We start from the raw sequence: 24,440 nt of genomic DNA on the forward strand, positions 1-24,440 counted from the left end.
CCCGGCTTCTGCCCGTATATGCGGCGTGCGTGTTACAGGATCATGTCAGGGTGTGTGACGACGGGGAAGCGTGGTTTGCGCGCAGAAGTTTGCGCGCTTCCCCGGTGCGACGGAGCCTTATCCCACCAGCGGCAGCAGCTCGGGGCTGATCAGCGCGCCGTGGTGACCGATGACGGTTGCCGCCGCCCTTGCCGCGAAGGTGGCCGCTTCCTCCGGCGAACTGCCGGTCACATAACGGGCGAGGAAAGCGCCGTTGAAGCTGTCGCCGGCGCTTGTCGTGTCCACCACGTCTACGGCCTTCACCGCCGGGGCGTGAGTGCGGCTGCCGCCGAAATCGAGCGTCGCGCCCTTGGCGCCGTCCTTCACGACGATGTTTTCGACGCCAAGCGAACGGTAGCGGTCAATGGTCGCTTCCACGGAGACATCGCCGAAATGGCTCGCCTCGTCATCGAAGCTCGGCATGACAAGCGTTGCGGCGCGTGCGCCGTTGGAGATGGTCTCAAGCATCGTATCCTTATCCGCCCACAGGCGCGGGCGGATGTTGGGGTCGAAGACCACCAGCTTGCCCGCCGCCCTGGCGCGGCGCAGTTCGGCGAGGAACGTATCGACATCATGGGCGGAGGCGAGAATGGCGAGCGTGATGCCGGAGAAATAGACGACATCGGCGCTCTCCACCGTCCTGCGCAGGTGGTCCGCATCGGCGGCCAGCTGCCTTGCGGCGGCGGCGTTGCGCCAGTAGCTGAAGGTGCGCTCGCCGTCCTTCAGGTTGATGAGGTAAAGGCCGGGCGTGCCGCCCTTGATGCGGCGGATTTTTTCCGTGCCGATGCCGGCTTCCGCAATGAAGGCCAGCATGTCTTCCGATAGCGGATCATCGCCAAGAGCGGTGAAATAATCGACCGACCAGTCGCCCGGCAGGCAGGCCCGGGCATACCAGGCGGTATTGAACGTATCGCCGGCAAAGCCCTTGCGCAGCAGCCCGTTGCCGGCCTGCGACAGTTCCACCATGCATTCGCCAATCGACAGAAACCGTCCGCCCACGCCGTCATCCTCCCGTTTTTTCCAGCCATGCGGCTTACGACGAGTGCGCGCCGCTGACAAGGGCGGTTCTGGCCGTTTGTGCATGTGCGAAGTTCCGGTTTACGCGGCGGCGGCAGCTTTATATTCTCTGGCAAGACGCCCACAGGAGATCGCCGATGACGCTGCCCTATGCCCCGGTCCACAAACCTCAAGCACAATCGGACTGGTGGAAGGGAGCGGTGATCTATCAGGTCTATCCGCGCTCGTTTCAGGATACGACCGGCGACGGCTATGGCGATCTTGCCGGGGTGACGAAACGTCTGCCCTATATCGCCTCGTTTGGCGTTGACGGCATCTGGCTCTCGCCCTTTTTCACCTCGCCCATGGCTGATATGGGCTATGATGTTTCCGATTATTGCAATGTCGATCCGATGTTCGGCACGCTTGCCGATTTCGACGCGCTGATGGCAGAGGCGCACCGGCTGGGGCTGAAGGTCATCATCGATCAGGTCATCTCGCACACGTCGGACCAGCATCCCTGGTTCGTGGACAGCCGGGCGAGCCGCACCAACAGCAAGGCTGACTGGTATGTCTGGGCCAATCCCAAGCCGGATGGCACGGCACCCACCAACTGGCTTTCCGTGTTCGGCGGACCGGCATGGGAATGGGACGGCGTGCGCAAGCAATATTACATGCACAGCTTCCTCGCCTCGCAGCCGGATCTCAATTTCCATAATCCGGCTGTGCAGGATGCGCTTCTCGAAACCGTGCGTTTCTGGCTGGATCGCGGCGTGGACGGTTTCCGGCTCGATACCGTCAACCATTATTTCCATGACAAGCTCTTGCGCGACAACCCGCCGCTTTTCGACGAGGAAAGTTTCGGTCTCGATGCTTCCGACGTCAATCCCTATGGCATGCAGGACCATCTCTACGACAAGACGCGACCGGAAAACGTGACTTTCCTGAAGCGTTTTCGCGCGCTGCTCGACGAGTATGAGGGGCGCGCCACTGTGGGTGAGGTGGGAGATGGGGCGCGGTCGCTGAAGACGGTGGCGGCTTATACGTCCGGCAATGACAAGCTCAACATGTGCTACACTTTCGACCTGCTGGGGCCGGATTTCAGCGCGAAGCATCTGCGCGCCTCGGTCGAGACCTTCGGCAAGGTGGTGACGGATGGCTGGGTGTGCTGGGCCTTTTCCAACCACGATGTGGTTCGCCACCTCAGCCGTTTTTCCGAAAGTGTAGAGGAGCAGGTGCGGGTGGCGAAGCTTGCCATCTGCGTTCTCGCCAGCCTGCGCGGTTCCATATGTCTCTATCAGGGCGAGGAGCTGGGTCTGACCGAGGCGGAACTCGCCTTCGAGGATCTGCGCGATCCCTACGGCATCCGCTTCTGGCCCGCCTTCAAGGGGCGGGACGGATGCCGCACGCCGATGGTGTGGGAGACAGGCAAGCCGAATGCCGGTTTTTCCAGCGCTGAAAAGCCCTGGCTGCCGGTGCCCTATGTTCATGCCATGCAGGCTGTGGATGCGCAGGAGCGCAAGCCGGACTCGGTTCTGAACCATTACCGCGCCGTCTTGTCCTTCCGCAAAGGTCACGGCGCGCTGCGCGATGGCGACATGCATTTTATCAAGACCAATCTCGATGTGTTGGCCTTCACGCGCCAGAAGGGGGATGAAAAACTGCTCTTCGTTTTCAACCTCACCCGTGAGGCGGTGGAATTCCCGATACCGAAGGCCATGCGGGTCACCGATATACTGCCGATGCCGGGTTTCGCACCGTTATTCGATGCGGGTATCGTGAAGCTCGAGGGGCTGGATGTGTTTTGCGGGGGCGTTGCATGAGCGGGCAATTTGCCATCGAGACGGCTGGCGAAGCATCGCTCGATGAGTGGTCGCTTCTGCGGCACCGTTTGTGGCCGGATGCTTCACCCGCCGAACACCGGACGGAGTTGCAGGACGTCTCCGACAATGAGGTTGGATTTATTGCCTATGATCCGGCGGGTATGGCCATCGGTTTTGCCGAAGCCAGCCTGCGGCACGATTATGTCAACGGATGCGACACCTCGCCCGTGGCGTTTCTCGAAGGCGTTTATGTGGAGGAAGCCTTTCGCAAACAGGGCGTTGCGGCTGCATTGATTGCCGAAGTAACCCGTTGGGCGACCAGCAAGGGTGTGAGCGAACTTGCTTCCGATGCCGATATTTCCAATGTCGATTCACACCGCATGCATGCGGCGCTGGGATTTGAGGAAACGCAGCGGGTGGTTTATTTTCGCAAGTCTCTGCCTCCGGATTGAGGGTATGGGCACAGCAGAAGATGCAGCGATCTCTGCTGATTACGTATCCTGCTTCCCTCATTCCTGTGCTTGTCACAGGAATCTAGCCAGCCCAAGTCATTGGGCTGAAAAGACTCTCTCGCCGCGCAGACGCGCGTCGACTGGATTCCTGTGACAAGCACAGGAATGAGGAGGTCGGTGCGTCTTATGCGCATTTACCGTCTTCCGCCGAGGCATTTTCCGCCAATCAAATCAGCGCAAACCGATCCACATCCACCATGCCCATATCGGAAATCTTCAGATGCGGGATGACGGGCAGGGGCAGGAAGGCGACCTGCAGGAAGGGTTCTTCCAGCGTCGTGCCGAGTGCATAGGCTGCTTTTCTGAGCGTGTGCAGCGTATCGCGAACGGTCTCATAGGGTTCGAGGCTCATCAGCCCGGCGACGGGCAAAGCGATCTCACCCGTCACCCTGCCGTCTTCCACCACCACGAAGCCGCCCTTGATTTCGCCGAGCCGGTTGGCGGCCAGCGCCATGTCGTCTTCGCTCACGCCGACGACGCAGATATTGTGGCTGTCATGGCCGACGGTGGAGGCAATGGCGCCCTTTTTGAGGCCGAAGCCCTGAACGAAACCGTTGGCATGGTTGCCGTTCTTGCCGTGGCGTTCGATGACGGCGACCTTGATGATGTCGTTTTCAAGATCGACGGTGGTCTGGTTGCCATCCGTCGGCAGCCTGTAGCGGCGGTGCTCGGTAATGATCTTGCCGGGAAGCACGCCCATGATAGGGCTTTCGCCCTCCGTGACCGGCACGCCGAAATGCGAGGCGAGCACGGGTCTTGCTTTGACGCTGTCAAGGCCGACGGGTGCGACCGGTTTGCGGGTGGCAAAAAGGGCGTCATCGACGATCCGGCCGCCGGAAAGCACCATGCTCGCCTTGCAGTTCTGCAGGCTGTCGATGACCACAAGATCGGCGCGCCAGCCGGGTGCTACAAGGCCGCGGTCGCGCAGGCCGAAGGCTTTCGCGGCGGAAATGGAGGCGGCGCGGTAGATGGCGAGCGGTTCCACGCCGCTGGCGATTGCGGTGCGGATCATATAGTCGAGATGACCCTGTTCGGCGATGTCGAGCGGGTTGCGATCATCCGTGCAGAGGGCCAGATAGGGCGACAGGCGTTCGGTGATGATCGGCATCAGGGCGTGCAGGTCCTTCGAGACCGAGCCTTCGCGCACCAGAATATGCATGCCCTTGCGGATTTTCTCCAGCGCCTCAGTCGCGCTCGTGCATTCATGTTCGGTGCGGATGCCGGCGGCGAGATAGCCGTTCAGCGCCGTGCCGGAAAGAAGCGGTGCATGGCCGTCGATATGCTGGCCCCGAAAGGCCTCTAGCTTCGCCATGCACACCGGATCCTTGTGGATGACGCCCGGAAAATTCATGAATTCGGCAAGGCCGATGACCTTCGGGTGCCCCCGGAACGGCAGCAGTTTTTCGATGGGCAGATCGGCGCCGGCGGTTTCCAGATGGGTGGCGGGCACGCAGGAGGAGAGCTGCACGCGGATGTCCATGATGGTTTCCATGGCGCTGTCGAGGAAGAACTGAAGCCCTTCCACGCCCAGAACATTGGCGATCTCGTGCGGGTCGCAAATGGCCGTGGTAACGCCATAGGGCAAAACGCAGCGGTCGAATTCGTGCGGTGTCACCAGCGACGATTCGATATGGAGATGCGTATCGATGAAACCCGGAACGACGATCTTTCCGGAAATGTCGATTTCCTGTCGCCCCTTGTAGTTATCGCAGGTGCCGACGATGGTGTCGCCACAGATGGCGATATCCGAAGCGACGAGTTCTCCGGTGACGAGGTCGAAGAAGCGTCCGCCCTTTAGAACCATGTCCGCCGGTTCACGGCCCGTACCCTGATCGATGCGCGTTTCAAGTCTGGAATTCATGCGGGTTTCTTCGGCTCCTGATTTACGTCGTATGCGAGAATTTTCACTATTTACATTCTGTGGTTGTTTCTTGGTCTATTCCGATTGATTCTTTGAGTTTTAAATATATCCAGAGTAAAAAATTTTCATATTTGTGTTATCTAATCTTCCGAGGTGCAAGTTTAGGCAGGGTTGGGAAGACTGGACTTCACCTTTATAGTTTAGCCGGTTGCGCGCCGACATTTTTACGAATTACGGTTTCAGGTTATCATTCCCGGGAAGGAAAATAAAAGCATCTGATGCTCAAACGAATTTCCACCCAGCAACTGACGATTGGCATGTTTATCGAAGCGGTCGAAGGAACGCTTTCGAACCAGGGATTTTTAAAACGACACCGCTTTCTTTTGCGGCACGAGGAATTAATGCGTCAATTGAAATCAAGCGGCGCCGAAAGCATCGTCATCAACACCGCCAGGGGATATGATACCGAAGGCAGCGCGCGTTCTGCGGCTCCTTCGCCGCAACCGGGCAATTGCCCGGAAACCGTCGCCGCCGTTACCCATGCCGTGCGCTCGGCCGCCGATACGATTGCCGAGACATTTGCTTCCGCAGAAGCCGGCGGCGTTGTTTCGCTGAAAGGTATGGCTGCGGCGGCGGGCAAGATTTCCGATGCCGTGCAGTCGAACCCGGCGATTTTCATCGGCGTCACCCGCCTGAAATCGAAAGACGAAACGACTTTCGTGCACTCGGTCTCCGTCAGCGGGCTGATGATCCTCTTCGGTAATTATCTCGGACTCGACAGGGGAACGGTCAATCTGCTCGGCATCAGCGGGTTGCTGCATGATATCGGCAAGGTGGAAATCCCTTCATCGATCCTCAACAAGGCGGAAGGGTTGAGCGCCAGCGAGCGGGAAATCATCAATCTCCATCCCGCATTCGGCCGGGATATATTGTCGCGCAACGCGCAGATGCCGGAGATGGTGCTCGATGTCTGCTTCAATCATCATGAGCGGATGGATGGCGGCGGTTATCCCAGCGGCCGTGCGGGCAGCCAGATCAGCCTCTATGCGCGTATCGCGGCGATTTGCGACGTCTATGACGCCATCACCTCGGTCAGGCCCTACAAGAAGCCGTGGACGGCGAATGAGGCGCTGACCTGGATGCTGCGGCGGGAAGGGCACTTCGACACGCAGCTGCTGAAGAAATTCGCGCTGTGCATTTCCGCCTCGCTGCCGAGGGGTTAGTTGCCCAAGATGATCGCCATGTTCAGGCTGTCGATGTAACGCCCGTCGATCAGAACGGCATCACGGCCCCGGCCTTCATGTACAAAGCCGATCTTTTCATAAAGCGCGATTGCTCTGGCATTGTCGGCATGCACGCTCAGTTCCACACGGTGGAGCCCGCATTGACGGGCGGCATCGAGCGTCTGCCGCATCAGCCGTCCACCCAGCCCCTTGTCGCGATAGGCCGGCAGGATGCCCATGCCGAGGATGCCGCGATGGGCATGGGTGGGCCTGCTCTCGCGGCGAATATCGCACCAGCCGACCACCTTGCCATCCGCAATCGCCACGAATTGCGGATGGTCGTTTTCGATCATGTCGAGAACGAAGGCGCGGACCGAATCGAGCGGCGGCGCCTCCAGGAAGCTCAGATATTTCCGCTCACGCGATACCGCATCGAGAGCACGGTGAAAACTTTCAACGTGCTCCGCCCGGATGGGTTCGATGCTGATGGCGTCGGCAGCAGCCATCATGCCGCCTTTGTCTTCGCCTTGCGGGTCAGATGCACCACGACGTTTTCGATCATGCGCATGCCGGCGTCCTGGCCGAGTGTCATGATCGATTCCGGGTGGAACTGAACGGCGGCCACCGGTTCCTTGGCGTGTTCGATGCCCATGATCGTGCCGTCCTCGCTTTCCGCCGTGATGATGAAATCACGCGGAAGGGTGGAGGGGTCGGCGAAGATCGAGTGGTAACGGCCGACGGTTACTTCCTTGCCGAGGCCGGAGAAGACGAGACCCGGTTCCAGCACGCGGATGCGTGAGGGCTTGCCGTGCATCGGCACCGCAAGCTGGCGAAGCTCGCCGCCATAGGCTTCCGCCAGCGCCTGAAGGCCGAGGCAAACGCCGAAGATCGGCAATTCGCGGGCGCGGGCGGCCTTGATCGTCGCCTTGCAGTCGAAATCCGTCGGGCTGCCCGGTCCGGGAGAGAGCACGACAAGATCGGGCTGGAAGCGATCGAACACCTCTGCCGCAACCGGCGTTCTGACGGTGGAGACGGTCGCGCCCGTCTGGCGGAAATAATTCGCCAGCGTGTGCACGAAGCTGTCTTCGTGGTCGACGAGCAGGATCTTCACACCGGTGCCCACCTTGGCGGCGTCGCGCTTGGTGGAAGCGGCGTTGGTGGCTTTCGCATCGCGAATGGCGGCGATCATGGCGGATGCCTTCAGCTCGGTTTCGGCTTCTTCTTCCTGCGGATTGGAATCGTTGAGCAGCGTTGCACCCGCACGCACCTCGGCAATGCCGTCCTTGATGCGGATGGTGCGCAGCGTCAGGCCGGTATTCATGTCGCCGTTGAAGCCGACCATGCCGATGGCGCCGCCATACCAGGCGCGCGGGCTCTTTTCATGGCCCTCGATAAAGCGCATGGCCCAGAGTTTCGGCGCACCGGTGACGGTGACGGCCCAGGCGTGGCTGAGGAAGCCGTCAAAGGCGTCCATGTCATCGCGCAGGCGGCCTTCGATGTGGTCCACCGTGTGGATGAGGCGCGAATACATCTCGATCTGGCGGCGGCCGATGACCTTTACCGAACCCGGTTCGCAGACGCGGCTCTTGTCGTTGCGGTCCACATCCGAGCACATGGTGAGTTCGGATTCGTCCTTCTTCGAATTGAGCAGTTTCAGGATCTGCTCGCTATCGGCAATCGGATCGTCGCCGCGCTTGATGGTGCCGGAAATCGGGCAGGTCTCGATGCGGCGGCCGGAGACGCGCACGAACATTTCCGGCGAGGCGCCGACCAGATATTCCTGATGGCCGAGATTGATGAAGAAGGAATAGGGCGAGGGGTTGATCGCCTTCAGGCGGCGGGAAATCGCCGACGGATTGCTTTCGCAGCGTTCCATGAACTTCTGGCCGGGAACGACCTCGAACAGATCGCCGCGACGGAAGCTTTCCTTGGCCTTCACCACCAGTTCGGAATATTCACCGGGACGGTGATCGCCCTTGGGCGGGATCGTATCCGTGGTCTTGAAGGGATCGGGCGTAATGTCGGAGGACTTGCCGTCCGTCGTCACGCCGGCCTTTTCGAAGTCGTAGCGGTCGATCCAGGCCTTGGCGGAGTAATGGTCGACGACGAGGATTTCGTCCGGCAGAAACAGCACCATGTCGCGCTGGTCTTCCGGGCGCGCCAGCGACAGCTTGATCGCGTCGAACTGGAAGGCGAGATCGTAACCGAAGGCGCCGAACAGGCCGATGGCCGAATCCGCATTCGAATAAAAGAGGTCGACGATGGCGCGCAACGCCGTGAAGACGGTCGGGATTTTCGAACGCTCTTCTTCGGTAAAGACGCGGTCCGGCTCGTTGACGGTGAGATCGAGACGGCGCGTGGTGGAAGCGCCAAGCGTGAGATCGGGCGTCGCCTTCAGCTTCTCGGTGATGAAGGAAAGCAGCACTTCGCCGCGACCATTATAGGCCTCGATCCACATTTTGCGGCCGAAACAGGAAATGCCGAGCGGCGGATCGACGATAGCCGTATCCCAGCGGGTGTAACGGCCCGGATATTCGTAGTTGGACGAAAAAACCGCGCCGCGATGGGAATCGAGCTTTTCGATATAATTATCGATGGCGCTGGCGTAATCGGCGGGCCGACGCTTTCGGCTGACCTTGATGCCGCCTTTCGTCTCGTAGGTTTCCGCTCCGTCATCCTGAATGATCGTTACCATTTCTCTCATACTTCCCGTTGTTCAGGCCCGATGACAGGCGGCACAATAACAAAAAAGCCGCCTGAAAATTCGGGCGGCTTGGACTTTGTCTGAAGACATGACTGGTCAAGGCCGCGAAAAGCTGCCCCACCACCAGTTAGCAATGTTCTTAGACACGATGTTCATGGGAAAATTGTTAGCGCGCACGATCCGCCTTGGCAAGCGGATTTCGGTGAGGGAATGAACCTTACGGGCCGTGGCGGCGTTGCACTCCTGCCGAAACGGTCAGGAGTGCCCCGAAAAATGCTTCATCGCCTGTGTCTTCTGGTAACCACCCTCGCATTGATTTCCGCCTCTGAACCGCCGGCGCAGGTGCCGGTGCCGCAACCGAAACCGGGTGAGGGGCAATCCGCCACCCCCTCGGAAAAGCCATCGGACGAGCCGCCGCAAAGCCCGATGGAAGCGCCGAAACCGGCCCCGAAACCGCAGGCCCCGGAAGTGGGGAAACCGGATGACGGCAAGACGCCGGCAGACAAGGGGTCCGATGACAGCAAGAAAGGCGTCGAAGGCAAGGCGGATGAGGGCAAAGAGGAGGGTGAACAACGCAAGCCGGATGTTGACGCTGCAAAACCGGAAGAGAAGCCGCCGGAGCCGGTGAAACCGGAAGACCCGGCCGCGCTTCAGGCATGCCTTGGCGCATTGAAGGATATCGGCGCGGAATTCAAACAGCTCGAACCGATCCGGGATGCGGAGCAGGGCTGCGGCATCGAAGCGCCTGTCGAGCTTTCCGTGCTTCTGCCCGGCATCAAGCTGGAACCATCGGGCACCATGCGTTGCGAAACCGCTCTTGCGCTTTCCCGCTGGACAAAGGAAATGATGCTGCCGGCGGCGGCTCTGGCTATGCCGGAGAAAAAGGTGACGGCCATCGCCAATGCCTCGACCTATATCTGCCGCAACCGCAACAGCGCGGAAAACGGCAAGATTTCCGAACATGCCAAGGGCAATGCCGTCGATATTTCCACGATCGCCTTCGATAAGGGCGAGCCGCTGGTGATGAAGCCGCGCGGTGAAGACGGAACGCCGGAAGGCGCTTTCCAGCGCACGATTACCGCCGCCGCCTGCCTGTTCTTCCGCACGGTTCTTTCCCCCGGCAGCGACGCCACCCATCAGGACCACCTGCATCTCGACGTGCTGGAGCGCAGGGGCGGCTATCTCTATTGCCGCTGATAAAAAAGGGGCGACCCGAAAGCCGCCCCGACTGGAGATGATGTTTCTGCCCGGGTTTAAAATTTCTGGGTCAGAGAGATTTTGAAGGTGCGTCCGGCTTCCGTATAGAAGTCGGCCGGCTGGTTGACGGTGCTGACGGAATTCGGGTTCACGTCGCGAACGCCGACGGCATTCCAGTATTTCCTGTCGAACAGGTTATAGATACCGGCCTGGATGCGCAGGCCCTTGGTCTGTTCCGGTTCCCACCAGCCGGTCAGGTTGAGAACGCCATAGCCGGGGGCGTCGAAGGTGTTGGCCACCCTGTCGTCACGCATGCCGGAGGAGAAGACACCGGTAAATTCCGTGCCCCAGACGTCCTGCTCGTAGCCGATGCCGACGACGGACTTGAAGGGCGCGACCGTGCGAATGAATTCGTTGGTATCGGTGTCCTTGCCATAGGCGTAAGCAAGCGAAGCGTGGGCGAAGAAGCCGTTGGCGAGGTCCTTGCGGACCTTGGCTTCGACACCGGAGATTTCGACGTTGTTACGGTTGCGATAGGTGAAGAGCGATCCGTTGCCCCTGCCGCCGAAGCCGGGGAAGAGCGTCGTCGACGTCGTGTACTGCTCGATGAAGTTCTTGTACTTGTTGTGGAACAGCGTCAGGCTTCCCGTGAGGTCGCCGGAGGCGTAGTTCGCACCGATCTCGAAACCGTTGCTGGTCTCGGGATTGAGGGCGGAGTTGCCGACAACAGCGTAACCGGAGCTGACGTTGGAGAAGTTCAGATACAGTTCGTTGATCGTCGGGGCACGATAGGCCATCGACCATTGTGCGAAAAGCTGCAGTTCGGGCGTGACGTCATAGGTGGCAAGAAGCTTCGGCGAGAAGCGCGAGCCGCTGTTGCCGCTCGGCAGGCCGAATGTTCGGTAGCCGCTGTTGCTGGAAACGGAGCCATCGGGATCGTAATCGTAGGAATCGAAGCGCAGGCCGGGGGTCAGGCGGAAGCCGTTGCCGAAGGCGATTTCGTCATCGAGATAAAGACCGAGGCTCTTGCCGCTCACGTCAGGCATGTCCGATTGCGAGGACGAGGTCGATCCGGCCGTGTTGGCGAAAAGCTCCTGGCTGAAATCGGTTGTCATGGCGTTGCCGCCGAAACGGACCGTGTGCTGCACGCCGCCAAGCTCGAAGCCGGATTCAAGGCCGCCGACGATGCCGAATGCGCTGTTGCGCATGCTGTCTTCGCGAATATAAAGCGAATTGTTGGTCAGGCGGTCGCCGGCGCCGGATTCCTTGGAAAGACGCGTCCAGTAGAGCGAAAGATTGGCGGCGTCGATGAAGCCGTCGGTCGAGGGCGCTTCGTATTCGTAATCGAGCGATACGCGATCGCGCTCGGTATCCTCATAACCCCGGTAGTCGCCGATCCGGTAGGTCGAGCCCGAAACGCTGACGCCCTGCAGGGTCTTCATGTCGCTGCGGTTTCTCAGAGAATAGCGCTCGGCCGTCAGCCCGATGCTGTGACCGCCTTCAAGATCCTGACGGATCTTGAACATCAGGTTGCTTTCATAGGTGTCGGCGGGATTGGGCTTGGTGCGGCGCGTGCCGTAGATATCGGCGGTGCCCTTGTTGTCCGTCTCGTTGCCGCGCTTGTAGGAGCTCTGGAACAGGACCGAAGTATTCTCGATCTTCCTGGCGACGGCGAGCGATCCGCCCACGCTTCTGTCTTCGCTGTCATAGGTGGTCTTGGCCACGCCGCCCCAGTCCCTGCCTTCGCCGATCAGGTCTTCCGGATCGAGCGTGCGCAGCACCAGTGCGCCGCCGAGGGCACCGGAGCCGATACGGCTGGAATCTGCGCCACGCACCACATCGACCGTCGAGAGCGAGGAAAAATCGAAGCTCGAACTCGTATCGCTGAGGGTGGTGGTTGCCTGACCCTGACGGGCGAAATTGTTGAAATAAGGAACGGGAATATTGTCGATCAAGGTGACGACGCGCGCGCCGCCGAGGCCGCGGATGAACAGGCCGCCGGGCCGGCCGGGCTTGGCATCGACGTAATCGACGCCCGGCTCCGTGCTATTGCCGAGGTCCTTGATGCTGCCGATATCCTTCTTGCGGATGTCTTCCGCCGTGGTCTGGCTCGCCAGCGGCGTGTCGGCGGCGGCATTGGCGCTTTTGACGCGCTTGCCCTTGACAACGATCCTTTCAAGCGTGGTGGCCTCGTCCGCTTGCGCCGCGGCGTCCTGGGCCCGCGCGGGGCCGGCAAGCGGCAGAAGAGAGATGGCAGTGCACAGAAGCAGCGCGGAATGCGTGCGCGAAATGGACATTAATTACCCCCAGGTAGGCGCGCGAATGGGCCACGGCGTGCAAAAGCACGCCGCGCTTGCCGCCGCGGCTGAAACTGTTTTGATTGTTACGGGCGAGCCGATAAGCGAGGACTAAAAAACATGACGATAACTGTCAACATATTATATATGACTTTTTGCATCATGTTTTAAAGCATAACAGTATGTTGCAAAAATATGACGCTTATCCGCTCTAGAACCTCATTGGTGAATGGGGTGTGAAAACGCCACGGTACGGTCAAAGTCCCGACATTGCCGCTTGCTAGGATATTCGCAGCCAGTTTACATGGCGAAACAAACCATGCCCCAACAATAAACAGATTATTAATCGGATACGGAAATGAAGTCTCTTGAACTGCTCGTCGAGCGGATCATCCTCTCCAGCCGCTGGCTGCTCGTCGTTTTTTATCTCGGGCTCGTCGCGGCACTGGCGGTTTATGCGTTTTCCTTCGCGCTCAAGTTTCTGAAAGTTGCGAAGAACGTTTTCACCTACGACGAAGCGGACATGATCCTCGCCATGCTGGGTCTGATCGATGCGGCGCTGGTCGCCAGCCTGATCGTCATGGTGATGATTTCCGGTTACGAGAACTTCGTCAGCCGCTTCGACGATGCCGATGCCGAGGTTTCCTTTCTGGGCAAGCTCGATTCCGGCAGTCTGAAAATCAAGGTCGCATCGTCGATCGTGGCGATCTCGTCGATCCACCTGCTGCAAATCTTCCTCAACGCCAGTCAATATTCGGACAGCAAGCTGATGTGGTTCACCATCATCCATCTGGCTTTTGTCGTCTCGGCGGTCATGCTCGGTTTCCTGGAAAAACTGATGGCCAAGCCGAAGGACAAATCCGAAAAGCCGGTGCTTTGATCAGGATGGTCCAGCCGATATGAAGGTCGTATCCCCGTTCTGGCCAAGCCGCATGTTTTACGCTCCGGGCGCTGCGTCCCGGCGTGTCGAGGGTGCGTGAATGGTGAAGACGGAGCGTCAGGCCAGACTTTGCGACGATCTGTCGGCTGCGGCCGACAAATCCCAATGGCTGGAGGCCCTGCGGGAAGTGATGTGCGCCTTCGGTTACGCCTATGTGACCCTTTTGCGCTTGCCCGGCGGCCAGAATGCCTATGCCTTGCCGACGGTTGTCGAAAGCAGCCTGCCCATCTGGGTCGTGAATGCGATGACCAGGGACGGCGCGCTTGGGGAGTGTCCCGTCATCAAGCGCGGCGCTTCATCGATGATGCCGCAATATTGGTCGCTGCAGGATCCGGATATTGCCTGCGGACCGCTGGTGGATGCGGCGGCCTCGCTGAGCAGCATGGGCATTACGTCCGGTCTGATGGTGCCGGTTCACGGCATGTACGGCAACCGGCATCTGATGAATTTCGCAGGCGATCGCGATATCCTGCCGCAAGCCGCGCTCAACGAGCTGGGCATGATCGTGCTGCATGCGCTGGAGGTTTATGATCGGCTTTGCCGCACCAACTCAAAAGGTCCATCGCCTTTGACGAAGCGGGAACTCGATGTGGTGCGCTGGACGGCGCAGGGAAAGACCTCCGTGGAGATCGCCGAGCTTCTGTCCATCTCGGAACATACCGTCAATGCCTATATGAACAACGCCATCCGCAAGCTCGACTGCGTCAACCGCACCCAGCTGGTGGCCAAGACCATACGCCTTGGCCTGATAGACTGATCGACCCTGTCGTTCCCGGCAGGCCTCGCCTTACCGGTCGAGAACCGAGCGAAGCTCAACGAGATTCGAGCGGACCCGCAAAACGTAAAATCCCATGGTGGCGAGGTGCGAGGGCATGATCCAGCCGCTTTCCTCACCATTGGAAATGATCGCCGGCTGGATGCGCAGGGCTGCGCGGGTCTGCAACAGCGTGTCGTTCCACAGGTTGGTCAGGTTACGCTCGCGGATGACCTGCGCGAAGTCCGATCCGGCGGCGGAAAGCACGCCGTAATAACCGTAGAGCTGGCCATAGGCGAACCAGAAGCGGTCGTCGGCACGGGTATCGAACCAGCCGCCATTATAATTTTCCGAGCGTTCGCGCAGAATTGCCGACGTGGAGCCGATATCGCCGGCGATACGGTCGATGAACTGGATGAGGTTGTCGGCGCGGGTATCGAAGACGGCCTTGCAGGCGGCGAGTTCGCCATTGAAGGCCTGGAAGCTGCGGATGGCGGCGCGGTAATAGCTGGGGGTCGGGGTCTTCGGGCCGAAGGGATCGAGACCGAAATACCAGGAATACTCGCTGAACTGCATGTTGCCGCGCGCTTCTTGGAGATTGTTGTTGATGCCGGAGGTTCCGCGCACGCGGCCGAGCGTATCCACAAGTTCCACCGAGGTGCGGCGCACGGCCTGGTTTACACCACGCTGGAAAGACGCCTTGTTGTCCAAAAACGGCGTGCTGTCCCAGTCCATGCCGAAAAGGCCGAGACGATAGAGCAGCATGGAGGAAATCCACGCGTTCTGGTTGACGTTGAAATCGGTGAGATCGGCGGCTGCGTCGACGATGGCCGAACGCTGGCAGACCGGCGCGGATGTGTTTGCGGCGGCGCCCGTTGCGCCACCCGCCGGGGCGGGGGCGGGCAATTCCTGCCCGGCAGGCACGGTGCGCTCTTCAAGCTTGTAGCGCGCGACGTAATCCGGGTCGAAATTCGTCCAGACCTGGGTTTGCCAGATGAAATATCCGTAGAAGCCGGCGAGAAGAATGACGATGAGGGCGATCGGGCCCTTGATGAGCCAGTTGCGGCCGCTGTACCAGCCGTGGGCGGCCATGAAGGGCCACAAAAGCCAGGCGACGAGAAGACCGGCGGCCCTGCCGATGGCGCTGAAGGCTGCCTGAATCAAAGCGGAGATCCGGTCGATCATGTCGTCATAGTCTCCTCTGCCCGTGGGGCTGGACGCCGGAAGAAAAACACGCAGCCCACCCGCGCCCTTCGGCGCTTCGTATAAACCGCGGTCATTTACTGTCTTCCAGATATGTCCCGGTCAACCGGGATACAACATGATTGCGAAACTTTTCTCAACCTGCGGTCCGCGCCGGCCATTATGGCTTTCCACACCGATTGTGGAGGAACAGCCGCCGCGGAACCGAAGGGATATGTCCTCAAAGGCCGAGCTTGGCGATCTCGTCGTTCAGCCGGTCGCGCGCCTTTTTCGGCAGTTTGCCGTTCTTGACGGCGTCCAGATTGGCCGGCGCGGCATCGCCGACGACAACGAGCGCGATCATGCCCATGCCCAGATGCGGTGTGCATTTGACGACGTAGGCGCCTTCCTTCTCGACCGTCAACTTCACCGTCTCGTTCATCTTGCCCTTGAAGTCTGCGACACCCTCGGGGATCATGTCCTTCACGGCTGCCGCATCATGGCCCTTGTCGACCGGGACGAAGGTAATGACGTCGCCGATGGCGGCCTTGACGGTTGCGGGCTCGAAGACCATCGCCTGACCGTCGCTGCCCTTGTTGAGCATCTTCACTTCGATTTCGGCAGCAAGGGCGGGAAAGGCGAAAAGACCTGCGAGAATGGCGAGGCCGGCGAATTTGGCAGTTCTGTTCTGCATAGTTTTGCTCCTGAGAGAAAGCACATCCACGCGAATGTGTCGCCGTCGTCTTAGCCCAGGAGCGGGGGAGCCATCTTTGCGGAAAATCAAATGCGGCAACCGGACGCAGATGTTCACTTGCCCTTGAACGTCTCCACCCAGTGGCGGCGGCAGAAGGAAACATATTTCTCGTTGCCGCCGACATCGATCTGCGCGCCTTCCGTCACGACCTTTCCTTCATTGTCGAAGCGGGCGACCATCGTCGCCTTGCGGCCGCAATGGCAGATGGTGCGGATTTCGCGAAGCTCGTCGGCAATGGCCAGCAGTTCTTTCGATGCTGGGAAAAGCTTTCCCTGAAAATCCGTGCGCAGGCCATAGGTCATGACCGGGATGTTCAGCCTGTCGACAATGTCGGCAAGCTGCCAGACATGGTGCTCGGAGAGAAAATTGGCTTCATCGATGAAAACGCAGGCGACCGGCGCTTCGGCAGTGAGGGCCGATACCTCGGCGAACAGGTCGGTATTCTCATCGAAGGTCAGGGCGTCGGAAGAGAGGCCGATTCGCGAGGCGACACGGCCGACGCCGGCCCGGTCGTCAAAGGCGGCCGTGAAGATCAGTGTGCGCATGCCGCGCTCCTGATAATTGTAGGATGCCTGCAGCAGCATGGTCGATTTGCCGGCATTCATCGTCGAATAATTGAAATAGAGTTTTGCCATTATCCACTCCCGGAGCACCGTTGCATCATTCCTACGTGCGTTTAAATGCTCCAACCTCTTCAATCGGCACACCGTGCCTCACAAACCTGTCCCGGTTTTCCAGCCGATGCTGCATCCAGCGTCTTTTGACGGCGAAGACGCGGATTGAAAAGTATGGCCGTTGGAAAAACACAGATTTCTACGGTCTGCCCTTTTTCGACATTGCACCGTTGAATACCGACATTTTCACCATTTTGTCGCAAACGGTGCGCCAAAGCACGCAAATGCGCGCGAGTTGATTGTGTCCGGCAGATATTGATAATGGCAAGGGAACGAAAAAACAGGGAGCAAGCCATATGTTTGCAAATAGAAGCCGCTGTCTGGCCCTGGCCGCAGCAATCTCCTCCATGACGTTCAGTGCGGCCGGTGCTGCGGAACCGGCAAGCTGTGGCACAGTGCGCTTTTCCGATGTGGGCTGGACCGACATCACCGCCACGACGGCGACCGCCACAGTGCTTCTGAAAAGCCTTGGCTATGAAACCGACGTCAAGCTTCTCTCCGTACCCGTTACCTACACATCCCTGAAAAACAAGGACATCGACGTCTTCCTCGGCAACTGGATGCCGACCATGGAAGGCGATATCGCGCCTTATCGCGAAGACAAATCCGTGGAGACGCTGCGGGAAAACCTGACCGGCGCGAAATACACGCTGGCGACCAACGCCAAGGGTGCCGAACTCGGCATCAAGGATTTCAAGGACATCGCCGCCCACAGCGCCGATCTCGGCGGCAAGATCTATGGTATCGAGCCGGGCAATGACGGCAATCGCCTGATTCTCGACATGGTGGCCAAGGACAGTTTCGGTCTGAAGTCATTCGAGGTGGTCGAGTCGTCCGAACAGGGCATGCTCTCCCAGGTGGCCCGCGCCGAAAAATCCGGCGAGCCCATCGTCTTCCTCGGCTGGGAACCGCATCCCATGAATGCGAATTTCAAGCTGACCTATCTGACCGGCGGCGACGAGGTCTTCGGCCCCAATCTCGGCGGCGCGACGATCCATACCAATGTCCGCAAGGGTTACGTCGAGGAGTGCCCGAATGTCGGCGCGTTCCTCAAGAACCTGCAATTTTCCCTGCCCATGGAAAACGAGATCATGGGCAAGATCCTGAATGACGGCCTTGACGGCGAGGCGGCTGCAACCGCCTGGCTGAAGGCCAATCCGACGGCGATCGAGCCCTGGCTCGCCAACGTCAAGACCAGGGACGGCAGTGCTGACGCCCTGCCTGCTGCCAAGAAGGCTCTCGGCCTCTAAGCCGCAAGACGATGCATGACTGTTTCCGGCCTGCGCGGCAGGCCGGATCAGCGGGAAATAACGATGCCCATGCATGACCTTGCCTGTGAATTTTCAGACATTGAGGGTCATGCGCCAGCACCGCGTCCGGCAGTTCCGCTGCCGGCCGTCATTTCTGCATTGGAGCAATCCCGGTGAAACGGGATGACGATGCTCTATTTCTTTGTTGTCTGCGCAATTCCGGACGCAAAACCGCTCTGCACTTTTGCCGGAATTGTTTAGTTCACGAAAGGTCTTTTCTTACCGTGGAATGGCTCAGCGCTCCTGAAAACCGCCTGCCCGTCGGCCGATATGCCAAGGAGGCCATTGACTGGCTGACCGGCAATCTCGCTTTTTTCTTCGATTGGCTTTCCTTCATTTTCCAAAGCGTCATCAACGCCCTGCTTTATGTGCTGCAGGCGCCGCATCCGCTCATCATCGTGGCGATCCTGACGGCGCTTTCCGCCTGGACGCGCCGCTCTGTCGGCATGCCGGTCTTCACGGCGCTCGGCCTGCTGCTCATCATCAATCTGGGCTACTGGAAGGCGACGACGGAAACGCTGGCGCTCGTCATCGCCGCCAGCGCCGTGTGCATGATCATCGGCATACCGCTCGGCATATTGGCGGCGCGGCGCAAGTGGATCTATGCCGGCATGCGACCGGTGCTGGACCTGATGCAGACCATCCCCACCTTCGTTTATCTGATCCCGGCGCTGGTGTTGTTCGGTCTCGGCATGGTTCCGGGGCTCATCGCCACCGTCATCTTCGCCATTCCAGCCCCGGTGCGGCTCACCCGTCTCGGCATCGTTTCGACGCCGCCGGCGCTGGTGGAGGCGGCCGTCGCTTTTGGCGCCACGCCTTCGCAAGTATTGCGCAAGGTGGAGCTTCCCTTCGCCGCGCCGCAGATCATGGCCGGCCTTACCCAGACGATCATGCTGTCGCTGTCGATGGTGGTCATTTCCGCCCTGGTGGGCGCCAATGGTCTGGGTGTGCCGGTGGTGCGCGCGCTCAATACCGTCAATATAGCCATGGGCTTCGAAGCGGGACTGTGCATCGTCATACTGGCGATCGTTCTCGACCGGCTTTTCCGCCTTCCCGGCGCGGAGGATGATCTATGAGTGACGCCATCATCTTCGGAAATGTCGATATCGTTTTCGGCGACCGGCCCGATGCGGCGCTGCCGCTGATCGACAAGGGCAGCACGCGTGACGAGATCAATGCCGAAACCGGACTGGTTCTCGGCGTCGCCAATGCCTCGCTCTCGGTCAGCGAGGGCGAGATACTCGTGCTCATGGGTCTTTCCGGCTCGGGCAAGTCGACCCTGCTGAGGGCTGTCAACGGGCTTGCGCCCGTGGTGCGCGGCAATGTCGGCGTGAAGACCAAGTCCGGCTATGTCGATCCCTATCGCTCGACGGCGAAAGCGCTGCGCGACCTGCGTATGCACACGGTCTCCATGGTCTTCCAGCAATTCGGCCTTCTGCCTTGGCGCAATGTGGCCGACAATGTCGGCTTCGGGCTTGAGCTTTCCGGCGTGCCGGAAGCCGAGCGCAAGCGTATGGTGGCTGAGCAGCTGGAGCTGGTCAATCTCTCCGCCTGGGCCGACCGGAAGGTAGGAGAGCTTTCCGGCGGCATGCAGCAGCGTGTGGGGCTGGCGAGAGCCTTTGCCACCGGCGCGCCGATCCTGTTGATGGACGAGCCGTTCTCGGCTCTCGACCCTCTCATCAGAAGCCGTCTGCAGGACGAGCTTCTGGAGTTCCAGAGCCGGCTGAAGAAAACTATCCTCTTCGTCAGCCACGATCTGGATGAGGCCTTCCGCATCGGCAACCGTATCGCCATGATGGAGGGCGGACGCATCATCCAGTGCGGAACGCCGCAGCAGATCGTCAAGCAGCCGGCCACGCCCTATGTCGCGGATTTCGTGCAGAACATGAACCCGATCTCCATGCTGACCGCCGCCGATGTGATGAAGCGTGGGGTGGACGAACGCAACGGGCAGATGACAGTCGCCGCCACCGCCCGCCCGTCATCGCCGCTCATCGATATTCTCGATGCGCTGTCAAAACATTCCGGCGCGATCGGCGTCGTCGACAACGGTGCTATCGTCGGCACGATTTCCGCCGATGAAGTTGTCGCGGGGCTGACGCGTCACCGCAAAAAATAGTGATTCGCCTGTCTGAAAAAGAAAGGGCCCTCCATGGAGGGCCCTTTTTCTGTTTCCAGAAGATCTTTACGGCGCAAGTTATACCTTCCCACGGTAGCAAAGAATATTTTTGATATCACAAGTTATGCATGAAAATAATTACTAATAAAAATCATATTGCAAACTTAGAGAAAATTGCGCAAAGTTAATCTAGATTCTTTAGCTCGCTGCTAAATTTAAGGTGGTAATAGATTGTCACCCCAAAATCCGGCGTCGGGTGTTAAGATTGAGGTGCTCAACTTTTTATCGTTTATTGCTTATAAATACTGCCGCTAATACATGGGTTTATCATCAAATTGACAAAAAACAGGCAAAAAGCTGATAATTTGGTCACAATATTTTAAGTAAATAATCGGTGAAGAATAGTCTTTGAAGGGGACACGATATAAGCAAGATTTAGGTATATACAACGTATCGACTGAATTATAAAAACACCTTTTGGAACACCTATAATAGCCACCATGACCGTCTTTTTCGACTGTCATCAGGAGACTTGAGCGTATGGATAATCAATCTCTGTCGGAACATAGCATCGCCGCTGCAGACTTGCTCTCAGCCATGGCGAATCCCAAGCGCCTGATGATCTTGTGCACGCTGGTGGATACGGAAGTGCCGGTCGGTGTTCTCGCTTCACAGGTTGGTCTCAGCCAGTCCGCTCTCTCGCAGCATCTTTCGAAATTGCGTGCCCAGCGGCTGGTGAAGACACGACGGGATGCGCAGACCATCTATTATTCCAGCAATTCCGAATCCGTGAAAAAAATCCTCGCATCCCTCGAGGAAATTTACTGCCAGGCGCAGAAGAGCAGCAAGACCGCTGCATGAGCCCACGGCCCTGTTAAGGCCCGGCAGCATCACTTGATTGAAACCGGCGCACGACGCCGGTTTTTCTTTTCAGGGGCCTTCGCTGCGGGCGCATCCGGCACAAGAATCGGGGCTGCGTATTGGAGCGCTTTTCAGACCGGCGCAGCAAGCTGTATCTGCTGCTTGAGACGGCTTGCCGCAGCCGCATATCCGCCGTCGGCACCATCCACGAAATGCATATGGTCTCGCGAAAGCGGAGACGGAACGATACAGGTCATCAATGCGGCATCCTGTTCGTGCAGGCCGTAATAACAGCTTCCCGAGAGGCGGCCCTGTTCCAGCCGCGCGCGGATTTTTTCGAGCCGTGCGGCGTCGATATCCACCGTCATCTTCAGGCCGTCGTCGAATTTCCTGAAATCGGTGTTGCTCGCGACCGAACGCCGGTAGCGTATCGCATTGAACGGTCCGAACGAGAGCCCCGTCACACTCAAGAGATTGACGAGCAGGGACTCGCCGAGAACGCGAAACGAGCGGCGCATCTTGCCCCAGACATCGCGATAGGCAGCGCCGGCCCGGGCTTCAAGGCCGAGACCCTCGCGCACAAAACCGAGTTTCGGCCCATCTTCGGGCACGGGGTGGCCGTGTCTTGCGTCCTGTTCGGCGAGATCGACAAGATCTACGACGAGTTGGCGAAATGCCGGCATGTCCCGCGACGCCCCCGGCACGGCGATGATCGACACCACCTTGCCATGGGTGGCCGGAATGGGGTTCCAGCGGCATGAAAGGCCGGTGAGATCGGGGCGTTCGCCCTTTTCGGCTGCCGGCAGGGCATATTGCCCCTCCTTCATTCGCGCTTCCGCCCAACTGTTGCCGCCGCCCGAAAACATGGCGTAGGAAACGTCCTCGCTCGCCTGAAAGCGCGCGACACGAATGTCGAAGCCATTTTCACGAATATCCTCGACGGGAACCAGCGCCACGCGCATGGCAAGATCGAGATCGTCTTTCACCCAGCGCTGTACATTCGAAAGCGCGGTGCGTGCGACAGACAGCCCGTGCGGCGGCACCGCGACGGCAGCGCCATCGCCGCCGAAAACGAAGGGCAGGTCGTGACGGCCGAGACTGTTCGATACGCCCGATATGACCGCCGCACCCGCCATGTTGACGGCCTTGTAGCGGCCGGTGCCGATTGCCGAGGTCGAATCGATGATATCGGCGATGGCCAGCCCCCATCCCGGCGGCAGGGCGCGATAAAGTGCCGGGTCGGCCACGTCTTCAAAATGCCGGAAGACGGGCAGGCCCGTCAGAAATTCTTCATCTGCTGCGATCATAGCGTATTATCCTCCAGCGGCGGCCAAACGCCAAGCGTTTACGGAAGGTCGATGCGTCCATTCACACGGCGCAATCGCGGCCGATCCAGCGATTGATTTACCGCTAATAGAGCTAATCCAGCAAAGTGACTTGCATAAATCATCAAACCTTCCGTATGAGTTGAGTGGAAGGCTCGGAATTCAAAAATGGAACGAGTTTTCGCCGGGAGGCGTCCGATAGTTTCATTCGGTCGGCGCCCCATGGCGCTCACCGGGTCCCGCGACCCCCTTTAAGGAGACACCAGGATGAAACTGAAGACATTGACCAGCGTGACGCTTGCAGCGTCCTTCGCATTCGCACCCCTTGCTCATGCCGAAATCGTCATCGGCCTGATTGCGCCGCTCACCGGTCCTGTCGCCGCCTATGGCGACCAGGTGAAGAACGGCGCCCAGACGGCAGTCAATGAAATCAACAAGAAGGGCGGCATCCTCGGCGAACAGGTCGTGCTGAAGCTTGCCGATGACGGCGGTGAGCCGAAGCAGGGCGTTTCCGCAGCCAACCAGCTGGTTGCCGAAGGCATCCACTTCGTCGTCGGTCCGGTGACGTCCGGCGTCGCCATTCCGGCATCGGATGTCTTTGCCGAAAACGGCGTGCTGATGGTGACGCCGACGGCGACCGCGCCGGGCCTGACCAACCGTGGCCTTGCCAACGTTTTCCGCACCTGCGGTCGTGACGACCAGCAGGCTGAGGTTGCGGCGAAATATGTTCTCGCCAACCTCAAGGACAAGAAGATCGCCATCATTCACGACAAGGGCGCTTACGGCAAAGGTCTGGCGGACGCCTTCAAGACCACGCTGAATGCCGGTGGCGTGACCGAAGTTCTCTACGATGCGCTGACGCCCGGCGAAAAGGATCTCGGTGCGCTGACGGCCCGTCTGAAGTCCGACAATGCCGACATCGTCTATTTCGGCGGTTACCACCCGGAAGCGGGTCTTCTGGTGCGCCAGTTGAAGGATATCGGCTCCAAGGCTGCCGTCATCGGCGGTGACGGCCTGTCGAACAGCGAGTTCTGGAACATCGGTTCGCAGGCTGGCGAAGGCACGATCTTCACCAACGCTTCCGACGCGCTGAAGAACGACGATTCCAAGGCCGCTGCCGAAGCGCTGAAGGCCGCCAACATTCCGGCGGAAGCCTTCACACTCAATGCTTACGCTGCCGTCGAAGTGGTGAAGGCCGGCATCGAGAAGGCCGGAAGCGCCAAGGATTCCGAAGCCGTCGCGACGGCCCTGAAAAGCGGTGACGCTTTCCCGACCGCAATCGGCAAGGTGACCTACGGCGAAAACGGCGACCTGACCTCGCAGGCCTTCTCGCTGTTCAAGTGGCAGGACGGCAAGATCGTCGCAGCCGAATAAGCTGATCCTACCGGCCGCACCCTGTGCGGCCGGTATCGTTTTACGGCCGGAAAAGGGGTTGGGGCAGCATGGGCGATGCCGGGAAACGGACTGTTGGAGACATCGGCTTCGGGCGGATATTCCCGATCGTCAGAATTTTCGACGAGGCCAAGGCGCGGGAGTTCTATGTCGATTTTCTCGGTTTCGAGGTCGACTGGGAACATCGCTTCGGCGATAATTTCCCGCTTTACATGCAGGTTTCACGGGCCGGAATGGGGCTTCATCTTAGCGGCCATCATGGCGATGCGACGCCGGGCTCCAACATCTTCGCCACCATGCACGGCGTTCACGCCTATCAACAGGAACTGGCGGCGAAAGACTATCGCTTCATGAAGCCGGGCGTTGAAGAACTGCCATGGGGTGATGTGATGGAAGTGACCGATCCGTTCGGCAACCGCATTCGTTTCTGTGAGCAGAAAAGCGGAGAGTGATGTTTTGGGCCTGAGCGCAAGGCCC

At 59.3% G+C, this 24,440-nt stretch carries 21 protein-coding genes; 12 read left to right on the plus strand and 9 right to left on the minus strand.

The genetic code is table 11. From position 1 onward, the window contains the following. Positions 1-117: 117 nt before the first annotated feature. Positions 118-1,038 (minus strand): sugar kinase, encoded by a 921-nt coding sequence (locus PIB16_RS07725; RefSeq protein ID WP_271045487.1) that lies wholly within the window; start codon positions 1,036-1,038, stop codon positions 118-120. 155 nt (positions 1,039-1,193) lie between these two features. Here PIB16_RS07725 and bglA point away from each other — a divergent pair, with 155 nt between their 5' ends. Further along, entirely contained in the window at positions 1,194-2,858 is a 1,665-nt protein-coding gene (bglA, locus tag PIB16_RS07730; RefSeq protein WP_271045351.1) for a beta-galactosidase BglA, read from the plus strand. Then, on the plus strand, positions 2,855-3,310 hold the full coding sequence (aac(6'), locus tag PIB16_RS07735; protein WP_065655667.1) for an aminoglycoside 6'-N-acetyltransferase: 456 nt from the start codon (positions 2,855-2,857) through the stop codon (positions 3,308-3,310). The genes bglA and aac(6') overlap by 4 nt, the downstream gene beginning before the upstream one ends. A gap of 226 nt (positions 3,311-3,536) precedes the next feature. On the opposite strand, the gene ade is transcribed toward aac(6'), so the two are convergent. Continuing rightward, the gene (gene ade / locus PIB16_RS07740) at positions 3,537-5,231 is read right to left on the minus strand and encodes an adenine deaminase (RefSeq protein ID WP_271045352.1); all 1,695 of its coding nucleotides are present in this window, start codon (positions 5,229-5,231) and stop codon (positions 3,537-3,539) included. 278 nt (positions 5,232-5,509) lie between these two features. On the opposite strand from ade, the gene PIB16_RS07745 reads away from it, so the two are divergent. Further along, the gene (locus PIB16_RS07745; RefSeq protein ID WP_065655669.1) at positions 5,510-6,454 is read left to right on the plus strand and encodes an HD-GYP domain-containing protein; all 945 of its coding nucleotides are present in this window, start codon (positions 5,510-5,512) and stop codon (positions 6,452-6,454) included. Here the strand turns inward: PIB16_RS07745 and PIB16_RS07750 are convergent. Both PIB16_RS07750 and PIB16_RS07755 read right to left on the minus strand, forming a co-directional pair. Next, positions 6,451-6,963, minus strand: coding sequence for a GNAT family N-acetyltransferase (locus PIB16_RS07750; RefSeq protein WP_271045353.1), 513 nt, complete (start codon positions 6,961-6,963; stop codon positions 6,451-6,453). The genes PIB16_RS07745 and PIB16_RS07750 overlap by 4 nt on opposite strands. Further along, on the minus strand, positions 6,960-9,149 hold the full coding sequence (locus PIB16_RS07755; protein WP_127757767.1) for an anthranilate synthase: 2,190 nt from the start codon (positions 9,147-9,149) through the stop codon (positions 6,960-6,962). The genes PIB16_RS07750 and PIB16_RS07755 overlap by 4 nt, the downstream gene beginning before the upstream one ends. A 282-nt stretch (positions 9,150-9,431) precedes the next feature. Between PIB16_RS07755 and PIB16_RS07760 the strand changes: the two genes are divergently transcribed. Next, positions 9,432-10,355, plus strand: coding sequence for an extensin-like domain-containing protein (locus tag PIB16_RS07760; RefSeq protein ID WP_271045354.1), 924 nt, complete (start codon positions 9,432-9,434; stop codon positions 10,353-10,355). Between the two features lie 56 nt (positions 10,356-10,411). Here PIB16_RS07760 and PIB16_RS07765 read toward each other — a convergent pair whose 3' ends face one another. Next, positions 10,412-12,652: a TonB-dependent hemoglobin/transferrin/lactoferrin family receptor gene (locus tag PIB16_RS07765; RefSeq protein WP_271045355.1), complete on the minus strand. Its 2,241-nt coding sequence runs from the start codon at positions 12,650-12,652 to the stop codon at positions 10,412-10,414. 358 nt (positions 12,653-13,010) lie between these two features. On the opposite strand from PIB16_RS07765, the gene PIB16_RS07770 reads away from it, so the two are divergent. Together PIB16_RS07770 and PIB16_RS07775 are read left to right on the plus strand one after the other, a co-directional pair. Beyond that, a complete protein-coding gene (locus PIB16_RS07770) occupies positions 13,011-13,532 on the plus strand; it encodes a TIGR00645 family protein (RefSeq protein WP_003524933.1) in 522 nt (173 codons plus the stop codon). 100 nt (positions 13,533-13,632) lie between these two features. After that, positions 13,633-14,349 (plus strand): helix-turn-helix transcriptional regulator, encoded by a 717-nt coding sequence (locus tag PIB16_RS07775; protein WP_271045356.1) that lies wholly within the window; start codon positions 13,633-13,635, stop codon positions 14,347-14,349. A gap of 30 nt (positions 14,350-14,379) precedes the next feature. On the opposite strand, the gene PIB16_RS07780 is transcribed toward PIB16_RS07775, so the two are convergent. The 3 genes from PIB16_RS07780 to PIB16_RS07790 all read right to left on the minus strand — a co-directional run bounded on the left by PIB16_RS07780 (position 14,380) and on the right by PIB16_RS07790 (position 16,917). Further along, complete coding sequence (locus PIB16_RS07780; RefSeq protein ID WP_104679570.1) at positions 14,380-15,531, minus strand: DUF2333 family protein; 1,152 nt, start codon at positions 15,529-15,531, stop codon at positions 14,380-14,382. Between the two features lie 238 nt (positions 15,532-15,769). Then, entirely contained in the window at positions 15,770-16,222 is a 453-nt protein-coding gene (locus tag PIB16_RS07785; protein ID WP_104679569.1) for a pseudoazurin, read from the minus strand. A gap of 113 nt (positions 16,223-16,335) precedes the next feature. Beyond that, positions 16,336-16,917 (minus strand): thymidine kinase, encoded by a 582-nt coding sequence (locus tag PIB16_RS07790; RefSeq protein WP_104679568.1) that lies wholly within the window; start codon positions 16,915-16,917, stop codon positions 16,336-16,338. Positions 16,918-17,303: 386 nt separating this feature from the next. Between PIB16_RS07790 and PIB16_RS07795 the strand changes: the two genes are divergently transcribed. From PIB16_RS07795 to PIB16_RS07810, 4 genes are all read left to right on the plus strand, one after another. Then, the gene (locus tag PIB16_RS07795; RefSeq protein ID WP_423748608.1) at positions 17,304-18,206 is read left to right on the plus strand and encodes a choline ABC transporter substrate-binding protein; all 903 of its coding nucleotides are present in this window, start codon (positions 17,304-17,306) and stop codon (positions 18,204-18,206) included. A gap of 284 nt (positions 18,207-18,490) precedes the next feature. Continuing rightward, complete coding sequence (gene choW / locus PIB16_RS07800) at positions 18,491-19,342, plus strand: choline ABC transporter permease subunit (RefSeq protein WP_059754593.1); 852 nt, start codon at positions 18,491-18,493, stop codon at positions 19,340-19,342. Continuing rightward, the gene (gene choV / locus PIB16_RS07805) at positions 19,339-20,385 is read left to right on the plus strand and encodes a choline ABC transporter ATP-binding protein (protein WP_035260963.1); all 1,047 of its coding nucleotides are present in this window, start codon (positions 19,339-19,341) and stop codon (positions 20,383-20,385) included. Before choW ends, choV begins: the two co-directional genes overlap by 4 nt. Before the next feature lie 540 nt (positions 20,386-20,925). After that, positions 20,926-21,246, plus strand: a complete 321-nt coding sequence (locus PIB16_RS07810) for an ArsR/SmtB family transcription factor (protein WP_003524068.1) — start codon at positions 20,926-20,928, stop codon at positions 21,244-21,246. A gap of 131 nt (positions 21,247-21,377) precedes the next feature. On the opposite strand, the gene PIB16_RS07815 is transcribed toward PIB16_RS07810, so the two are convergent. Continuing rightward, on the minus strand, positions 21,378-22,553 hold the full coding sequence (locus PIB16_RS07815) for a DUF3095 domain-containing protein (RefSeq protein ID WP_078051760.1): 1,176 nt from the start codon (positions 22,551-22,553) through the stop codon (positions 21,378-21,380). Between the two features lie 285 nt (positions 22,554-22,838). Between PIB16_RS07815 and PIB16_RS07820 the strand changes: the two genes are divergently transcribed. Both PIB16_RS07820 and PIB16_RS07825 read left to right on the plus strand, forming a co-directional pair. Next, a complete protein-coding gene (locus tag PIB16_RS07820; RefSeq protein ID WP_078051761.1) occupies positions 22,839-23,945 on the plus strand; it encodes a branched-chain amino acid ABC transporter substrate-binding protein in 1,107 nt (368 codons plus the stop codon). A gap of 68 nt (positions 23,946-24,013) precedes the next feature. Then, positions 24,014-24,415, plus strand: a complete 402-nt coding sequence (locus tag PIB16_RS07825; protein ID WP_078051762.1) for a glyoxalase superfamily protein — start codon at positions 24,014-24,016, stop codon at positions 24,413-24,415. Positions 24,416-24,440: the final 25 nt, after the last annotated feature.

The sequence above is a fragment of the Agrobacterium sp. ST15.13.015 genome, from assembly GCF_027871645.1.
Classification (GTDB): Bacteria; Pseudomonadota; Alphaproteobacteria; order Rhizobiales; family Rhizobiaceae; genus Agrobacterium; species Agrobacterium leguminum.